At 56.9% G+C, this 15,253-nt stretch carries 11 protein-coding genes and 2 pseudogenes; 9 read left to right on the plus strand and 4 right to left on the minus strand.

The features are described 5' to 3' along the window. Positions 1-5 precede the first annotated feature (5 nt). The 4 genes from AC07T0_RS06340 to AC07T0_RS06355 all read left to right on the plus strand — a co-directional run bounded on the left by AC07T0_RS06340 (position 6) and on the right by AC07T0_RS06355 (position 4,498). Positions 6-1,250, plus strand: coding sequence for an ABC transporter permease subunit (locus AC07T0_RS06340; RefSeq protein WP_495000366.1), 1,245 nt, complete (start codon positions 6-8; stop codon positions 1,248-1,250). Next, entirely contained in the window at positions 1,247-2,020 is a 774-nt protein-coding gene (locus AC07T0_RS06345; protein ID WP_495000367.1) for an ABC transporter ATP-binding protein, read from the plus strand. The genes AC07T0_RS06340 and AC07T0_RS06345 overlap by 4 nt, the downstream gene beginning before the upstream one ends. A 2-nt stretch (positions 2,021-2,022) precedes the next feature. Then, positions 2,023-2,739 (plus strand): ABC transporter ATP-binding protein, encoded by a 717-nt coding sequence (locus AC07T0_RS06350; protein WP_495000368.1) that lies wholly within the window; start codon positions 2,023-2,025, stop codon positions 2,737-2,739. A gap of 385 nt (positions 2,740-3,124) precedes the next feature. Beyond that, a complete protein-coding gene (locus tag AC07T0_RS06355; RefSeq protein ID WP_495000369.1) occupies positions 3,125-4,498 on the plus strand; it encodes a hypothetical protein in 1,374 nt (457 codons plus the stop codon). Positions 4,499-4,700: 202 nt separating this feature from the next. On the opposite strand, the gene AC07T0_RS06360 is transcribed toward AC07T0_RS06355, so the two are convergent. Then, on the minus strand, positions 4,701-5,615 hold the full coding sequence (locus tag AC07T0_RS06360; RefSeq protein ID WP_495000370.1) for a LysR family transcriptional regulator: 915 nt from the start codon (positions 5,613-5,615) through the stop codon (positions 4,701-4,703). Between the two features lie 328 nt (positions 5,616-5,943). Here AC07T0_RS06360 and AC07T0_RS06365 point away from each other — a divergent pair, with 328 nt between their 5' ends. The 5 genes from AC07T0_RS06365 (at position 5,944) to AC07T0_RS06385 (ending at position 11,936) form a co-directional block, all read left to right on the plus strand. Continuing rightward, on the plus strand, positions 5,944-7,284 hold the full coding sequence (locus tag AC07T0_RS06365; protein ID WP_495000371.1) for a carbohydrate porin: 1,341 nt from the start codon (positions 5,944-5,946) through the stop codon (positions 7,282-7,284). Positions 7,285-7,353: 69 nt separating this feature from the next. Beyond that, positions 7,354-7,887 carry a sugar dehydrogenase complex small subunit gene (locus AC07T0_RS06370; protein ID WP_495000372.1) on the plus strand — a complete coding sequence of 178 codons (534 nt, stop codon included), beginning with the start codon at positions 7,354-7,356 and terminating at the stop codon, positions 7,885-7,887. Beyond that, a complete protein-coding gene (locus tag AC07T0_RS06375; protein WP_495000549.1) occupies positions 7,880-9,526 on the plus strand; it encodes a GMC family oxidoreductase in 1,647 nt (548 codons plus the stop codon). Before AC07T0_RS06370 ends, AC07T0_RS06375 begins: the two co-directional genes overlap by 8 nt. A 6-nt stretch (positions 9,527-9,532) precedes the next feature. Next, entirely contained in the window at positions 9,533-10,918 is a 1,386-nt protein-coding gene (locus AC07T0_RS06380; RefSeq protein ID WP_495000373.1) for a c-type cytochrome, read from the plus strand. A gap of 280 nt (positions 10,919-11,198) precedes the next feature. Continuing rightward, entirely contained in the window at positions 11,199-11,936 is a 738-nt protein-coding gene (locus AC07T0_RS06385) for a Crp/Fnr family transcriptional regulator (RefSeq protein ID WP_495000374.1), read from the plus strand. A 134-nt stretch (positions 11,937-12,070) separates the two neighbouring features. Here the strand turns inward: AC07T0_RS06385 and AC07T0_RS06390 are convergent. The 3 genes and pseudogenes from AC07T0_RS06390 to AC07T0_RS06400 all read right to left on the minus strand — a co-directional run. Continuing rightward, positions 12,071-12,589, minus strand: a pseudogene (locus tag AC07T0_RS06390) (2Fe-2S iron-sulfur cluster-binding protein); the annotation flags it as partial. A 117-nt stretch (positions 12,590-12,706) separates the two neighbouring features. Continuing rightward, positions 12,707-13,960: an aromatic ring-hydroxylating oxygenase subunit alpha gene (locus tag AC07T0_RS06395; RefSeq protein ID WP_495000375.1), complete on the minus strand. Its 1,254-nt coding sequence runs from the start codon at positions 13,958-13,960 to the stop codon at positions 12,707-12,709. 149 nt (positions 13,961-14,109) lie between these two features. Next, positions 14,110-15,048 (minus strand): annotated as a pseudogene (locus AC07T0_RS06400) (LysR substrate-binding domain-containing protein). Between the last annotated feature and the right edge of the window lie 205 nt (positions 15,049-15,253).

Below are 15,253 nucleotides of genomic sequence, written 5' to 3' on the forward strand. Positions count from 1 at the left end.
CCAACATGAAAAACCACTACGCACAATACGCCTTGTTGATTCTGGCCTTTGTCGCATTGCCCTTCCTGGTGGACGCCGTACCGTTCCTCGGGCCTACCTGGGTGCGCATTCTCGGCTTCGCCATGCTCTATGTGCTGTTGGCGTTGGGGCTGAATATCGTCATTGGCTATGCCGGCCTGCTGGATATGGGGTACATCGGTTTCTATGCCATAGGCGCCTATCTGTACGCGCTACTGTCCTCGCCACACCTGAACATGGTTGGCCTGACCGCGGGCGTGCTCAACTGGCCGATCTGGATCATCATTCCGCTGGCGGCGGTGCTTGCCGCCATTTGCGGGGTGTTGGTCGGTGCGCCGGTGCTCAAGCTGCGTGGCGATTATCTGGCGATCGTCACCCTGGGGTTCGGTGAGATCATCCGTATCTTCATGAACAACCTGGACCAACCGGTAAATATCACCAACGGTCCCCAGGGCATCAGCGGAATTGCCCCCCTGCATATCGACGGCGCGGCCTGGTCCCATGCGGTGGGTGAGACGCCCCAGACCCTGCTGTCGTTGCAAGTGAAATGGAGCCTCTTCGGCTTGCAGGTCTCGCCGGTGATCAGCTATTACCTGTTCTTCCTGGCGGTGGTGATCCTGTCGATCATCCTGTCCAAGCGCCTGGAAGTCTCACGGATCGGTCGTGCCTGGATGGCGCTGCGCGAAGATGAGGTGGCCGCCGAGGCCATGGGCTTGAACAGGCGCAACCTCAAACTGCTGGCCTTTGCCATGGGCGCCACCTTCGGCGGGGTGTCCGGCGCGCTGTTTTCCGCCTACCAGGGCTTTGTCAGCCCCGAGTCCTTCACTCTGATGGAGTCGATCATGGTGTTGGCCATGGTGGTGCTGGGGGGCATGGGCTCGATTCGCGGGGTCGTGCTGGGGGCCTTGATCCTGTCGATCATGCCCGAGGTGTTCCGCGACCTGGTCAATTGGGCGCAGCCCTTCGTCATGGACCATGTCACCTTTATCGGTCGTGATGTCTTGCGCAACATCCTCGATGCCTCGACCTTGCGCATGCTGGTGTTCGGCCTGGCACTCATCCTGGTGATGCGTTTCCGTCCCGAGGGGTTGTGGCCGTCACAGCGGCGGCGGGCCGAGTTGCATGATGTTGACCCGGAGCCAGTGGTGCCTGAGGTCGTGCTCGACAGCACGGCGACGCATCTGGAAGCAACCCCGCAAGATCTCATGTTCAAAGAGGCGGACAAGGTATGAGCGATGTACTGCTGGAGCTGCGTTCGGTCAGCAAATTCTTCGGTGGCCTGCAGGCGCTGCACAACATTGACTTGAGTATCAAGCGCGGTGAAATCCGCGGTTTGCTCGGTCCTAATGGCGCCGGCAAGACCACCCTGTTCAACGTGCTCACTGGTTTGTATCGCGCCGAAGAGGGCAAGGTGACGTTTGACGGCAAGCCATTGCGAATCAGCAAGCCGCACAAGGTGGTGGAGGCGGGGATCTCGCGCACCTTCCAGAACATTCGCCTGTTCCACAATATGACGGCCCTGGAAAACGTCATGATCGGCCGTCACGTACGGACCCGCAGTGGTGTGTTCGGCGCGATCCTGCGGACCCGGCGCTGTGTCCAGGAGGAGCGGGAGATACACGAGGCTGCCCACTATTGGTTGAACTATGTCGGCATCGGCCGCTTCGCTGGCGAGTTGGCGAAAAATCTTTCCTATGGCCACCAGCGTCGCCTGGAAATCGCTCGTGCGCTGGCCACCGAGCCTTTGCTGGTGGCACTCGATGAACCCGCTGCCGGCATGAATGCGTCGGAGACCGAAGGCCTGCGCCAACTGATGTGCAAAATGAAGGCGGACGGCAAGACCGTGCTGTTGATCGAACACGATGTGAAGCTGGTCATGGGCTTGTGCGACCACGTTACCGTCCTGGAGTTCGGCAAGAAGATTGCCGATGGCTTGCCGGCGCAGGTGCAGAGAGACCCTCGGGTGATCGAGGCCTATTTGGGTACGGAGACGGTGGCTTGAACATGAAACGCATTCTTGAAGTGAGCGAACTGCAGGTTTCCTATGGCGCCATCCAGGCGATCAGAGGTCTGAACTTTCATGTCGGCGAAGGCGAAATGGTGGCCTTGATCGGGGCCAATGGCGCCGGCAAGACCACCACCCTCAAGACCCTGGCGGGGCTGCTGACCCCGGTGGGCGGGCAGATCACCTTCGACGGCAAGGCGCACGCGAAGATCAAGGGCTACGACCTTATCCGCGAAGGGCTGGCGCTGGTACCGGAAGGGCGGGGTATTTTCCCCAAGCTGACGGTCTACGAGAATCTGGAAATGGGCGCCTTCTCGCGCACCGATGGCAAGACCGCGATCCAGGCCGATATCGAGCGCATGTTCGGTATTTTTCCGCGCCTCAAAGAGCGCGCGTTCCAACTGGCCGGGACCATGTCCGGTGGCGAGCAGCAGATGCTGGCAATCTCCCGTGCCCTGATGGGCAAGCCCAAGTTGTTGTTGCTCGATGAGCCGTCAATGGGGTTGGCGCCGATTATCGTGCAGAAGATCTTCGAGACTATTCGTGAGGTGGTCAAGGGCGGGGTGACCTTGTTGCTGGTCGAGCAGAATGCCAAGCTGGCCCTGCAAACCTGCCAGCGTGCCTATGTGATCGATGGCGGGCGCATTGCGCTGGAAGGTGAGTCCCAAGAGCTGCTGCACAACGAACAAGTCCAGAAAGCCTACCTGGGAGAATGACCCTCGATGATTGCCGCGCTATCGGCAGACCAAGCTCACCGCCCGTGAGCCGCTGACGCTGAGCGCTTGCTCATCTAGCACCATATCGCTCTTCTGGAATTCCTGGGCCCTCTGGACTCCATAAATGTTTTGGCTAATCCGCAATAACCCGGTCCTCGTCGGAACCCATCCGGCCGCCGCCATGCTGAATGAGCAGGTTTAAGCCTTTGCCCTGTGCCGATGCGCAATGCAGAGACGAAGTCATGCGTAGTAGTGATGAAGGCCCGACGGTCTGTGTGCCGTGCTCATCGAATCTTTTTTGTGGGTAAAGCCAAAAAATATCCGTGATGGCTAAAAGACATACTATGCTCACGAGCGATGTGTAACTCACCATGGAGTGGCGAAGATGGAAGCGAAATACGACGTTCGATCCGCGTTATCGGCAATCAAGGCTTCGCAACTGTCTTTCAAAACAGACCCTGAACCACCAACCCTGCCATCTTCTTGGGCGTGCACTGCGCTTTTGCACCCCTATAGCCCGCCGCCCACTGATGAGATACAAAACACGCCTTTTTTTCAGCTTTGCGTCGCTTCGATCACCTATATAGAAGGGCAAATACTGTCTGTCCAAGTGGTTGGCATGGATGGCCAAACGTGGTGGTACAAGGTTACGCAGACCGCCACCCAGGTCTCTCAGGACGAGGGCGAAACCTGGACGGACGTTGACATGGGGTGGTCTTTGCCTAGTACGCAGTGGCTTTCCAGTGCCCAAAGCCCAACTTACTTTGCGACCAGCTATCTGAATTGGATGCAGGCGCAGGAGGTGGATTGGTGGAAGCAATCGGTACCGAATTCCAATGCTACTACCTGGATATGGTTCGATCAGTCCAGCGGGCTGCCGTTTCGAATGATGTTTGGTGCGCCGCCAGGAAATCCTGAAGTTGGTGACCCCAATCAGTTGGCATTTTTCCAGAATTTTTCATTTACCTACTTCCCAGCCTTTGCGGCGACCGATAATCCCAATGTGGATACTTGGGCCCCGCCAGTGATTCCCGGATTTCAGGTTGGCAATCCTGGTAACCAGGCGCTGCCGCTTTGGAATGACCATTTCAATATGACCACGCTCATGACACCTGTGAATTCTGCAAGCTTTCCGTTGCCGACCAGCGTGTTTTACCAGTGGAGTCTTGACGAGTCTTACCGTGTGGCATCTGACCGGGCTCAGTTGACCGCGATGTCGTACCAGTACAACCCCACAGCCGGCTATGAGACTTCTATTGCGCTACTGTTCGGCGCATCGCCCAACGGTATCGCGCCGCCGCCGAATGCCGGGTCTGGTTACATCTTCAACCAGTCGGAGATTTTAGTTCAGGGTGTTCTCACCCCTTTGGTGTTCTCTTGCCAGAATATGGGGTTGGCGCAGGAACCGCCGTACTGGGCAAGCATACCGGGAGAGGAGGGTACGATTCACGCCTCAGTGGCGGATAACCCTGCGTTGTCGCCTGGCAATCAAGTCAACATTGTCTCGGTACTGTTTCCACCCTCGGGTCAATACCCACAGGGTCGTTACCTCTGGACGTGGTATAGCCCGTTCCCTGGTTCGGATGGAAGCAACAGCCGGCCTGTGACATTCATGGAATCGGCGTCATCCATCGCAGAGGGCGGCACCAGCCTCGCGCTTGCGGATTACTTCGACTATACGATTTCACCTGATGTCTACCCGGCATATATCTTTGATCTCCCTGGGGAGTGCCTGGTGCCCAATACGGAAAAATCTTAACCGTAGACATTCGCCGCTGGGCGTTGCAGGCAACGATCTGCGTCGGTTTGTCACCCGCTGGTGTATCCATGGCATTCGAGCAGCCTCGCGGGACAAGCTCGGATGCCACCACACCAGCGCATGAACAGGTCGCTCAATTCCCCATGCCGGACCGAGTCCATCTTCAGCTGTGCCAGCTCAATACGCACTAATGGACTATGAGTTACCCGAGCTGCCCTGCAGCCTGCTGGATAAAGTCACGCATCCATATCACCGCGGGATCAAAATGATTACGCGGATGCCAAGCCAATTGCAGGCTAAAGCTGGGGGCCATGAAAGGCAGATCGTAGAGCTCTAAATCACCACCGAATTGAATGAAATGGATGGCTGGTAATGTACAGACATAGTCACTGCTGCGCAGCAGATTGGGGATCAGTGATAGTTGCGGTAGCTTCATGACCACTCTGCGCTGGCGCCCCTGATTGGCCAGGTATTCATCCATATAGCCTTGAGCGTTGCCTGACGCGCTGGAAACCAATAGGTGTTCGAGATCGCAATAGGTATCCAGATCCAAGGCCGCGGTACCACGTGGATGGCCCGGACGTTGGGCCATGACAAAACCTCCTTCATACAGGGTTCGGGCCTTCATGCTACTGGGGATCATCCGATCCAGGTCTATAAGCAGATCCACTTCGCCGCGTTCAAGCTCGGTTGCTATATGGTCAGGCTGTGGTCTATGCATGTTCAGTCGTAATTTGTGCGGACCGAGCGCTTGCAGGCGCGCTACAAGCTTTATGCCTACGGCCAATATCGCATCGTCACTCATGGCGATGCTGAATTCACGGCTGTCCTTGCCGGGGTCGAAGGTCGGTTGAAAATTGATGACTTTCTCCAGCCCCTTGAGTGCCGCGCTCAAGGGCAGCGCCAAGGTTAATGCCAAGGCGGTGGGGGTCATGCCTCGACCACTTTCAGCGGGTAACAGCAAGGGATCGTCGAACAACGTCCGCAGTCGCCCCAATTGCGCGGACATGGCGGGTTGGCTGACATCCAGTCGTTGGGCTGCGCGGGTCACGTTGCGTTCCTGCAGCAACATTTCCAGAGAGACAAGCAGATTCAAATCAACCTGGGACAAATCCATACACACTCCTACGCAGCATCAAAGAAGCAACTGTCACCGGGGTTTTACGGCGGTGGTGTCTCGACCTATTTGATAGAATTATACCTCAAATAATTGTCATTTATTTGATCTATTACTGTCTGTGGATTACTTTGATCGCGTCAGTCAGGTATCAGTGCGCGTTATTCAGAACGAAATGCTCTGCTATCAACGTTTAAGCCGATAACGGCATAGATAGAAACCTAATAAATTGTCGTTACAAGTCTTCGAATATATCTTGCGAATATCGTGGGGCGTGCTTGTGCGTCTAACCGTTTTAGTGACTTCCCATCCTCAGGAAAGCTGATAAATGCACCATAAGGTTATTGTTGGTAGTTGCTTTTTGATGGGTTGGTTCAGTTGTGCGGTTTATGCCGATGAAGAAATGTTTTCTTCATCTTCCCGATGGATGACCGGCGACTGGGGGGGGCTTCGCACAGCGCTACTCGATAAGGGTTACGACTTCCAACTCAGTTATCAGTCGGAAAGCGCCGCCAACCTCAGTGGCGGCTACGATCACGATCATAGCGCACGCTACACCGATCAGTTCAATGTCGGCGGCGCCCTTGATTTACAGAAGATCCTGGGCGTGCCCGCCGCGAATCTGCAACTGCAGATCACTGAACGCAGTGGTCGGGACCTGACCAATGATCGGCTGGCGGACTCACGTACCGGCACGATTGGCTCCTCCGTGCAAGAAAACTACGGGCGCGGTCAGACGTGGCGGATCACAGTTTTGGCCTATCAACAGAAATTCTTCGATGACGTGCTCGACATCAAGGCCGGTCGGTTGCCGATAGGCAGTGATTTTGATTCGACCGGCTGTGTGTTCCAAAACAACTCGATGTGTGGCGGGCTGGTCGGTCACGCGTCTACCGTGTGGTTCAACTCGCCGGTCGGGCAGTGGGGGGGACGGATCAAGGTCAATGTAACGCCTCAGGTCTATGCCCAAGTTGGCGCGTACGAGTACAACCCGACGCTGCTGGATAGCAACAACGGCTTTAAGTTGAATACCTCGGGTCGGCAAGGTACGACCTATGTCGGGGAGCTGGGCTGGACACCTTCGTTGGGCGCAGAAGGGATGGCCGGCAAGTATCTGTTTGGCGGGTATTGGAACTCAGCCGACGCGAACGATGTGCTCAAGGATGACAACGGTGTCGACAAACAACTCTCTGGTCATCCTGCCGATGTACATGATGGCCGTTACGGTTGGTACGCCTACGCACGTCAGCAAGTCACTACGGTCGACGGTGATGCCAAACGTGGTTTGAGTCTGTTCGCGCACTATTCGGGGTACGACAAGGACAGTAGCACGCTCGACTGGCAGGCTCAGGTGGGGGCTATTTATGCCGGACCATTTGATGCGCGCCCTCAGGATTCTCTCGCTTTTGGCCTCAGCGAGCTGCATGTCAATCCGGCACTGACAAAGAACCAACGTTTGCATGATCAGGCCAACCATCTCATCGACTATGCTGACCCTGCCTATCAGCCCATCCAGCACGCGGAATACGCGGCGGAAATTCACTACGACTTCAAACTGACGAACTGGCTAATGGTGCGGCCGAACCTGCAATACCTGGCCAACCCAGGCGGCGTGTACGAGGTGGACAACGCTTTCGTTGCCGGTTTGACCGTCAACACCGTTTTCTAAAAGGTCGCATACCCAACCGAATTGGGGTGCTGACGCCCCGTCAATGACCAGTTATCGCAGGATAAAGACATGAGTAGCCTGAACACGACTAAGCGCTCCAATGCGATGAAGCCCTCCCGGCGGACACTGCTCAAGAGCCTGGTGACTGCCTACACCGCTTCGTTGATTCCGTGGGCGTTGGCCGAACCTGTAGACAGCGCCGACCAAGGTGCGTTTGTCGCCATGTCGGCGATCATTGCCGGGCGCCAGACCCTCGACGGTGAGCTGGCGAAAAACCTGTACCGGGCACTGCTTGCCGACGATCCAAACTTCGCCAGGGCTGTCAAAGACCTGCTGGCGCTGGTCAACGAACGCAAGAGCGACCCGCTGACATTGCAAAAAATGCTCGATGACGAAAAGTCGCCATTGGCAGCTGTTCCGCGAAAAATCGCCACTGCCTGGTTCATGGGCGTCGTGGGCAGTGGTGAGCATGCGCGCTGTCTTGCCTACGAAAATGCCCTGAACGCCATGATTGTCGCCGATGTGCTCAAGCCGCCGACCTATGCCTATGGTCCTTATGGCAGCTGGGCAAAAAAACCCAATGAAGAGGTGCCAAATGTCTGACCAGCTATCGGCTGATATTGTTGTTATCGGCTCGGGGATCTGTGGATCGCTGGCGGCGTTGAAACTGGTGAAGCAGGGCGTATCTGTTCTGATTCTCGAAGCAGGTGGGCCGATTGAGCGCGGACGGATTGTCGCGGCGTTCCGCAATTCCACGCGCAAAAGCGATTGGATGTCACCTTATACCTGCTCGGAATGGGCACCACATCCAGTCTACAAACCAGTCGATAACGGCTATCTGGTGCAGGCCGGGCCCTATCCGTATCCGGCGGAATACATTCGTGGCGTCGGTGGCACGACCTGGCACTGGGCTGCTCAGGCCTGGCGTTTGGTACCGGGCGATATGCGCATCCACAGCTTGTATGGCGTGGGTGTCGACTGGCCGCTGACGTATGAGGAGCTCGATCCTTTCTATCAGGAAGCGGAAGAAATCTGGGGCGTTTCGGGCGCGGAAAATACCGGCTCGCCGCGCAGCAAGCCATTTCCAATGGACCCCGTCACCGAGCCCTACGCCATGCGCCGCATTCGTGAGCGGCTTGCCCCGACTTACGCGGTGGTGGGCAATACAACCGCACGTAACAGTCGCAGCTACGCCGGGCGACCGGCCTGTTGTGGCAATAACAGTTGCCAGCCGATTTGCCCGATTGATGCGCAGTACCACGGCGGCATCGCGATTCAATCGGCGGTGGATGCGGGTGTCAAATTGCAGATCAATGCGGTGGTCTACCGCATCGAGCACGACGATAAGGGCCGCATTGTAGCGGCTCACTATTTCGACCCGGATAAAAAGTCCCATCGGGTCACTGGAAAGACCTTCATCCTCGCCGCCAATGGCATCGAGAGTCCCAAGCTTTTGCTGCTGTCTGCCAGCGACAAATACCCCAATGGCCTGGCCAATAGTTCCGGCATGGTCGGTCGCAACCTGATGGACCACCCCAGTACCTCGGTCACCTTTGATGCCGATGAGGCGTTGTGGCTGGGCCGTGGGCCACAAAGCCCCAGCTCGATCAATACGATGCGCGACGGTGACTTTCGCAAAGAGCACGCGCCTTACCGTCTGGATTTCACCAATATTTCGCGAGTCAATAGCGCAACCGACTCGTTGCTCGCCAGCGGTGTCTACGGTCCGGAGTTCGAGAAGCAACTGCGTCACCGTGCCGCGTTCGAAATGAGCCTCAAGGATGTTCTGGAAGTGTTGCCCAACCCGGAAAATCGCATCACTCTCAGCTCGCAGAAAGATGCTTTGGGCATTCCAAAACCGCAGGCGCATTACGCCATCGACGATTATACCCGGCGTGGCGCGCAGGCTTCGCACAAGGATTTTGCGCGCATCGTCGAACTCATGGGCGGTACCAATGTGCGCTATAGCGCAGAGGGCAATTTCGCCAATAACCAGCACATCACCGGCACCCTGCGCATGGGGGCCGACCCGAAAACGTCCGTATGCGATAGCTTCGGTCGGACTCACGATCATGAAAACCTGTTCATTTGCAGCACCGGCGTAATGCCGACGGCGGCGACCATGAACTCGACATTGACGGGTGTCGCCCTGGCACTGCGCACCGCGCAGCACATACTGCCCGATCGCATCATTGCTCGCGTATCGCCCTTGGGCTCATTGATCGAACAAGTGCGAGGCTGACCTTCAATGAATTGGAATAAATACCTCATTGGCCACCTGGTTATCTTGGCCACGAGCCTCGTCACCCTGCAAGCCAGCGCTTCGACGCCTGACAGCGAGCTGATACAGCGTGGCAAGTACCTTTCCACTGCCGGCGATTGTGTCGCCTGCCACAGCGCCCCTGGAGGCAGGCCATTTGCCGGTGGGTTGGGGTTGCCAACACCCATCGGCGAGATTATCGCCACCAACATCACCCCCTCAAAAACCGCCGGGATCGGCAACTACACGCTGGAGCAATTCAGTGATGCGCTGCGCAAGGGCATTCGCGCCGATGGCAAGCGTCTGTATCCGGCCATGCCTTATACCTCCTACGCCAAGATCAGCGATGAGGATGTCAAGGCGATGTACGCCTATTTCATGAACGACATCGTTGCCGTTGACACGGCAGTCAAGCCGACCCAGTTGCCATTTCCGTTCAACATTCGCTTGTCGATGGCGGGCTGGAATCTGCTGTTCCTCGATAGCCAGCCCTACGAGGCCGACCCTGCGCAAAGCGTTGAGTGGAATCGGGGCGCCTACCTGACTCAAGGCCTGACCCACTGCAGCGCCTGCCATTCGCCGCGCAACCTGATGATGGCCGAGGTTGCTTCGAAGGAGCTGGCCGGCGGTGAAGTCGGGACATGGCACGCCCCCAACATTACATCTGACCCCAACAGTGGCGTGGGTGGTTGGGATACCGATGAATTGGTCAAATACCTGAAGACCGGCGAGAGCTTGGGTAAGGGGCAAGCGGCCGGGCCGATGGCCGAAGCGGTCGACAATAGCCTGCAATACCTCACCCACTCCGATCTGAAAGCTATCGCCCTCTACATCAAGAGTGTTCCTGCGCAGCGTGAGGCTGCGGACAATAAGCCGGTCTATGCCCTGGGTCAGAAAACCGATGAGCTGAGCAGCCTGCGTGGCATTGCCTTGCCGGCTGATCCGAACAAGATGACGGGGGCGCAAATTTACGATGGCTACTGTGCTTCTTGCCACCAGGCTCAAGCCCAGGGCAGTTTCGACGGTGGCTTGCCTTCCTTGTCGCATAACACGACGGTCGGTCGCAGCAATACCCAAAACCTGGTGATGGTCATCCTCGAAGGGGTTCATCGCAAAGGCGATGGTTCGGATGTCAGGATGCCTGGTTTCGCCAGGGTGTTGACTGACCCGCAGATCGCGACGCTGGCCAATTACCTGAGCAAACATTACGGTAATCCTGATGCCAGTGTGAGCGTAGGGCAGGTCGAGCAACAACGTGTTGGCGGTGCGAAGTCCCATCTGGCGGCCTTGGCTCAGGGGGGCATTGCGCTGGGTATTGTTGTCTTTCTCGCACTGGTTTTCTGGCTGGTCCGCCGTCGCCGCCGTATTTCATAAGAGGGGGGATAACCTCGAAGATGAAGAGGTGGTGTACAGGGCCTCCTGCGGATACCGGCCTATAGTCATATCTTTCAGTACAGAAACTCCGGTTCCCGGACCTGAAAGAGGGATAGGCCATTCTCCTTGACGGTCACCAATCGAATACTGGGAGTTCGAGAAAGCGAATCATGCGCTAGGCATGGCCGGCAATGGATGCTCTCGTGAATGGGGACAACTGATCGGCGTGTTTGGTCTAATCTGTAGTCCTCGGAACACCTTTCCTTGACCGGTGGCGGATATGTTCGATGTTCCCAAACCACAGCAGAACCATCTCCTGGCCGCTCTATCCGAGCAAGCGCTGGCGCGCCTGCTGCCCTATCTCGAACTCATCACCCTGCCGTTGGGCAAGGTGCTCTACGAATCCGGCGATGCCCTGCGCCATGCCTATTTCCCCACCGACGCTATCGTTTCCCTGCTGTATGTGATGGAAGACGGTGCTTCGGCGGAGATTTCAGTGGTTGGCAATGAAGGTTTGATCGGTATCGCCGTTTTCATGGGCGGCGAAAGCACCCCCAGCCGAGCCATTGTCCAGAGTGCCGGACATGCCTTCCGGTTGCCTGGCCAGCGCCTCAAGGACGAGTTCAATCGCCATGGGGAGCTGCTCCAACTGATGCTGCGCTACACCCAGGCACTGATTACACAGATGGCCCAGACCGCAGTCTGCAACCGGCACCACTCCATTGATCAGCAACTGTGCCGCTGGTTACTGCTGTCTCTCGATCGCCTGCAGGACAATCAACTGACCATGACCCAGGAGTTGATTGCCAATATGCTCGGTGTACGCCGAGAGGGCGTAACCGATGCCGCCGGTAAGCTGCAACGCCTGGGCGTAATTGAATACAGCCGCGGTCATATCAAGGTGCTGGACAGGGCCAAACTCGAGCAACTGAGCTGCGAGTGCTACGCGGTGGTCAAAAAAGAAACCGACCGCTTGATGCCCCAGGTGCCATGCAGTCCGCCCACGGATAGCCACTAAACGTTCATAGGTTGTGTCCAGATGCCCGTTCAGCTCTCCAGCGATGGGCTTTTCTACGCGCGAGGTCAATGGACTCACCTGGAAAGTGATTTTGATTTGGCTGGTTTGAACGGACTATTGAAAAAGGGGTGGGTTTACAAATCGATGACAAGGTCCGACGTCGGGCGACTGCAGCAGAGCAAGCGCAGTCCCTTGTCGATTTCACGCTGGCGGATGCCGCCGTTGTGGTTCATCTCCACCGTACCTTGCAGCACGGTTGTTTTACAGGTGCCGCAAACCCCTTGGCTGCAGGAGGAGGGGACGATGGCACCAGCCTTTTTCGCCGCCGTCAGTACCGTCTGGTTACCTGGCATGCTGAAGGTTTTACCTGAGCGGGACAGCGTGACCGTAAACAAGCCTTCCTGCTGATTGAGGACGGGTACCGGCTCAATAACAGGTGACTCGTCCAGCGCCGCGATATTGAAGCTTTCCTGGTGATAATGCTGAAAATCAAAGCTCCCCTGTTTGAGTAGCGTCCTGATCGCATCCATATAGCCTTGTGGCCCACAGGTGAAGATTTCTCGCTCCCTGAAATCGGGCACCTGTTCGCTGAGCAAGGTCAAATCCAGCCGGCCGATCGGTCCGGCCCAATCCGTGTCGACGCCACGCCCTTCGCCGCTGTTCCACTGTGCGCCGCAGGCGCTCCAGGTGTCAGGATGGGTGAAGACTCGCTGGGCGGATTCGGCGCCGGCGCTAACCGGCGGTTTTTCATGGCGGCTCATGCTCATTCCTCACACAGTCTGTGCGGCAAGCCGCGCGGCGTACCAGCGAGAGAACTGATCAACGTAGGACTCGGTGAACGCCGAGAAGGGCCCAGGCGAGTAGCCGGGATCCTGGGTGCCGCGGTGAACGATGGCGACAAGGTTGGCGTCCTGCTGATTGGTTGCTTTCCATACTTCGGTCAGCTTGTCGAGGTTGTAGTCCACGCCCTCAATGGCATCCGCATTCACCAGCCACTTGGTCCGCACCAGGGTTTTGTCCGGTGCGAGCGGGATGATGTATGAGATCACGGCGTGATCGCTCATCACGTGGCTCCAGGAGTTATGCGTCCACAGGTGAACGTCGCCGAGGTCGCGGCGGCTGAGCTCACCGAACAGGCGCGTACACGCCACCCGGGTGTCGAGCGTTTGCGATTCGCCATGGCCGGCGATGACCAGTCGCTGCGTGCGAAATTGGGTGACTGCGTCAACGTCCAGATGCTCTACCGCATCGCAGATAAACCCATCGTTTTCCCAGTTGCGTTTTGCCGCGGCATTGCGTTGCGCATAGGCATCCAGCGCCCGCAGCGATTCTCCGCCCAGTCCATCCGCGCAATAACCGAAGTCCTCCGGCAGGAACGAGGCGGTCAATTCCGGATGGGTCGCTGAACAGTGATAACACTCGCGATTATTTTCGATGACCAACTTCCAGTTGCCGTCTTCGATGACGTCCGCCTCATAGGCAATCTTCGAGTGGGTGAGTTGGTAGCGGGCTAACCGGGGTGCCATCGTTTCTTCCAGATAGGCAATGTCTTCCGGAGGCTGATCGCCCAGGCAAACGAACACATGCGTGCCGACAATTTTGGTATGGACAGCCATCAGACTTTTACACGTTGGATCGAACGCCTTGCCCATGTGCGCGGCGTGCTTCAGGCTACCATCAAGAGCATAAGTCCACTGATGGTAAGGGCAAACCAGCAGGCCGACCGTCGATTTGCCGGCTGGCTTCAGGCGTGCTCCGCGATGGCGGCAGACGTTGCGAAAGGCACGTATCTGCTGATCTTCGTCGCGTAGGAGGATGATTGAGGCGGGGCCTATATCGATGGTCGAAACATCCCCGGGTTCGGCAATGTCGGCGGTGACACCTAGCAGAATCCAATGTTGGCTGAAAAAAATATCGAGGTCGGTTTCGAAGATATCCTGGCGGCCAAACAATGCCCCCGGCATGCCATGACCCGCTGCGCGGGTGCTCACAAGTTCTTGTTGGGATTTTTCGCCAGTTGTCATTATGGCCTCGCGGGATCGATCTAAAGTATCGGTAGATGAGGTGGCGGCCAGTATTGAAAGAGGGTGGGTTTGCGTCAATACGCTTTATTTTCACCTGGGCATATCTAAAAGTTATGCGAAATAAACAGCCCTTGTTTTTATCCTCTAGGTCAGTGTGCTAATACCGATTCATCTTGCAGCCAATCGACCAGGGCTCGGACTAAGGGGGTTGTTTCCCGACCATTCGGGATAATCAGGTAATAAGCATCCTTGGGTTTCACCACATAGGGCGTGATACGAACCAGTTCACCACTGAGAAGCATCGGCCCCAGCAACCGGCTCCAACCCAAGGCGATGCCATAGCCCCGTAGCGCCGCCTGCACGGTGTCGTTGTAGCTGCTGCAACGCAGGCTGTAATTCATCTTTGGGCGACTCTCCCCGAGTTCCTTGAACCAGCTGTTCCAGGTCATCCAGCCTTCCAGCGTCGTTTCTGAATCGATGAGATCCAAATGCAGGAAGTCGTCAACCGACAGGGGAGCGGGATGGGCGCTCAGCCAAGCTGGCGAACAGACCGGAAAAACCTCTTCGTCAAACAGGAGAATCGACGTGCCGTCTTCTCATTTTCCATTGCCGAAGCGAATGGCGATATCGACATCCTGCCGGCTCACCTCAGGATTGAGCGGCTGTGTAATCAGGTGCAGTTGCAGCTTGGGTTGCGACAGGCGCAACGCGGCCAACCTGGGCAGGATGCGCAGTTGCGAAAACGCCGCCGTGCAGGCAAGCACCAATTCCTGTTCGGGCATGCCCTCGGAAATCTTGTCGAAGACGCTCGCCATGCGCTGCATGGATTCGGAGACCACCAAATACAGCACGTAGCCCTCGCTGGTTAATTTGATGGCACGGTGTAGGCGATGGAATAACCGGGTACCTAAGGTTTCTTCCAGATACTTGACCTGTTTGCTGACGGCGGCCTGGGTCACGCCCAGTTCTTGTGCTGCCAGTGTGAAGCTGCTCAACCGCGCGACGGCCTCGAACTCCATCAACGCCGTCATGGACGGAATCAGCCGGCGGTAGCCCTTGATCTTCTTGCTCGTTTCTTCACTAGCCATCATGGCGAATCCTGAAAGGAGAACTGATGCCGCAAGCGCGCGACAGAGGAGCATTCGATGTGTGTCAAGCGGCGGCGCCGGGAGTCGCTCGCGTCGGCTTGGCTGATTTCGAAGGCATCGAGTTGGAGCAGGACGATACCTCTGGGCACTACAAAGATCGACCCATCCTGTTCCGGCCGATACGGCAGTAAGGTGAGTGCGGTCC

The organism is Pseudomonas sp. GW821-FHT04D07 (genome assembly GCF_059420225.1).

Excerpts from the sequence above, each read along its gene's own strand:
- AC07T0_RS06370 (WP_495000372.1), top strand. The coding sequence starts at position 7,354 with ATGAGTAGCCTGAACACGACTAAGCGCTCCAATGCGATGAAGCCCTCC.
- AC07T0_RS06355 (WP_495000369.1), top strand. The coding sequence starts at position 3,125 with ATGGAAGCGAAATACGACGTTCGATCCGCGTTATCGGCAATCAAGGCT.
- AC07T0_RS06395 (WP_495000375.1), bottom strand. The coding sequence starts at position 13,960 with ATGACAACTGGCGAAAAATCCCAACAAGAACTTGTGAGCACCCGCGCA.
- AC07T0_RS06365 (WP_495000371.1), top strand. The coding sequence starts at position 5,944 with ATGCACCATAAGGTTATTGTTGGTAGTTGCTTTTTGATGGGTTGGTTC.
- AC07T0_RS06385 (WP_495000374.1), top strand. The coding sequence starts at position 11,199 with ATGTTCGATGTTCCCAAACCACAGCAGAACCATCTCCTGGCCGCTCTA.
- AC07T0_RS06360 (WP_495000370.1), bottom strand. The coding sequence starts at position 5,615 with ATGGATTTGTCCCAGGTTGATTTGAATCTGCTTGTCTCTCTGGAAATG.
- AC07T0_RS06340 (WP_495000366.1), top strand. The coding sequence starts at position 6 with ATGAAAAACCACTACGCACAATACGCCTTGTTGATTCTGGCCTTTGTC.
- AC07T0_RS06375 (WP_495000549.1), top strand. The coding sequence starts at position 7,880 with ATGTCTGACCAGCTATCGGCTGATATTGTTGTTATCGGCTCGGGGATC.
- AC07T0_RS06350 (WP_495000368.1), top strand. The coding sequence starts at position 2,023 with ATGAAACGCATTCTTGAAGTGAGCGAACTGCAGGTTTCCTATGGCGCC.
- AC07T0_RS06380 (WP_495000373.1), top strand. The coding sequence starts at position 9,533 with ATGAATTGGAATAAATACCTCATTGGCCACCTGGTTATCTTGGCCACG.
- AC07T0_RS06345 (WP_495000367.1), top strand. The coding sequence starts at position 1,247 with ATGAGCGATGTACTGCTGGAGCTGCGTTCGGTCAGCAAATTCTTCGGT.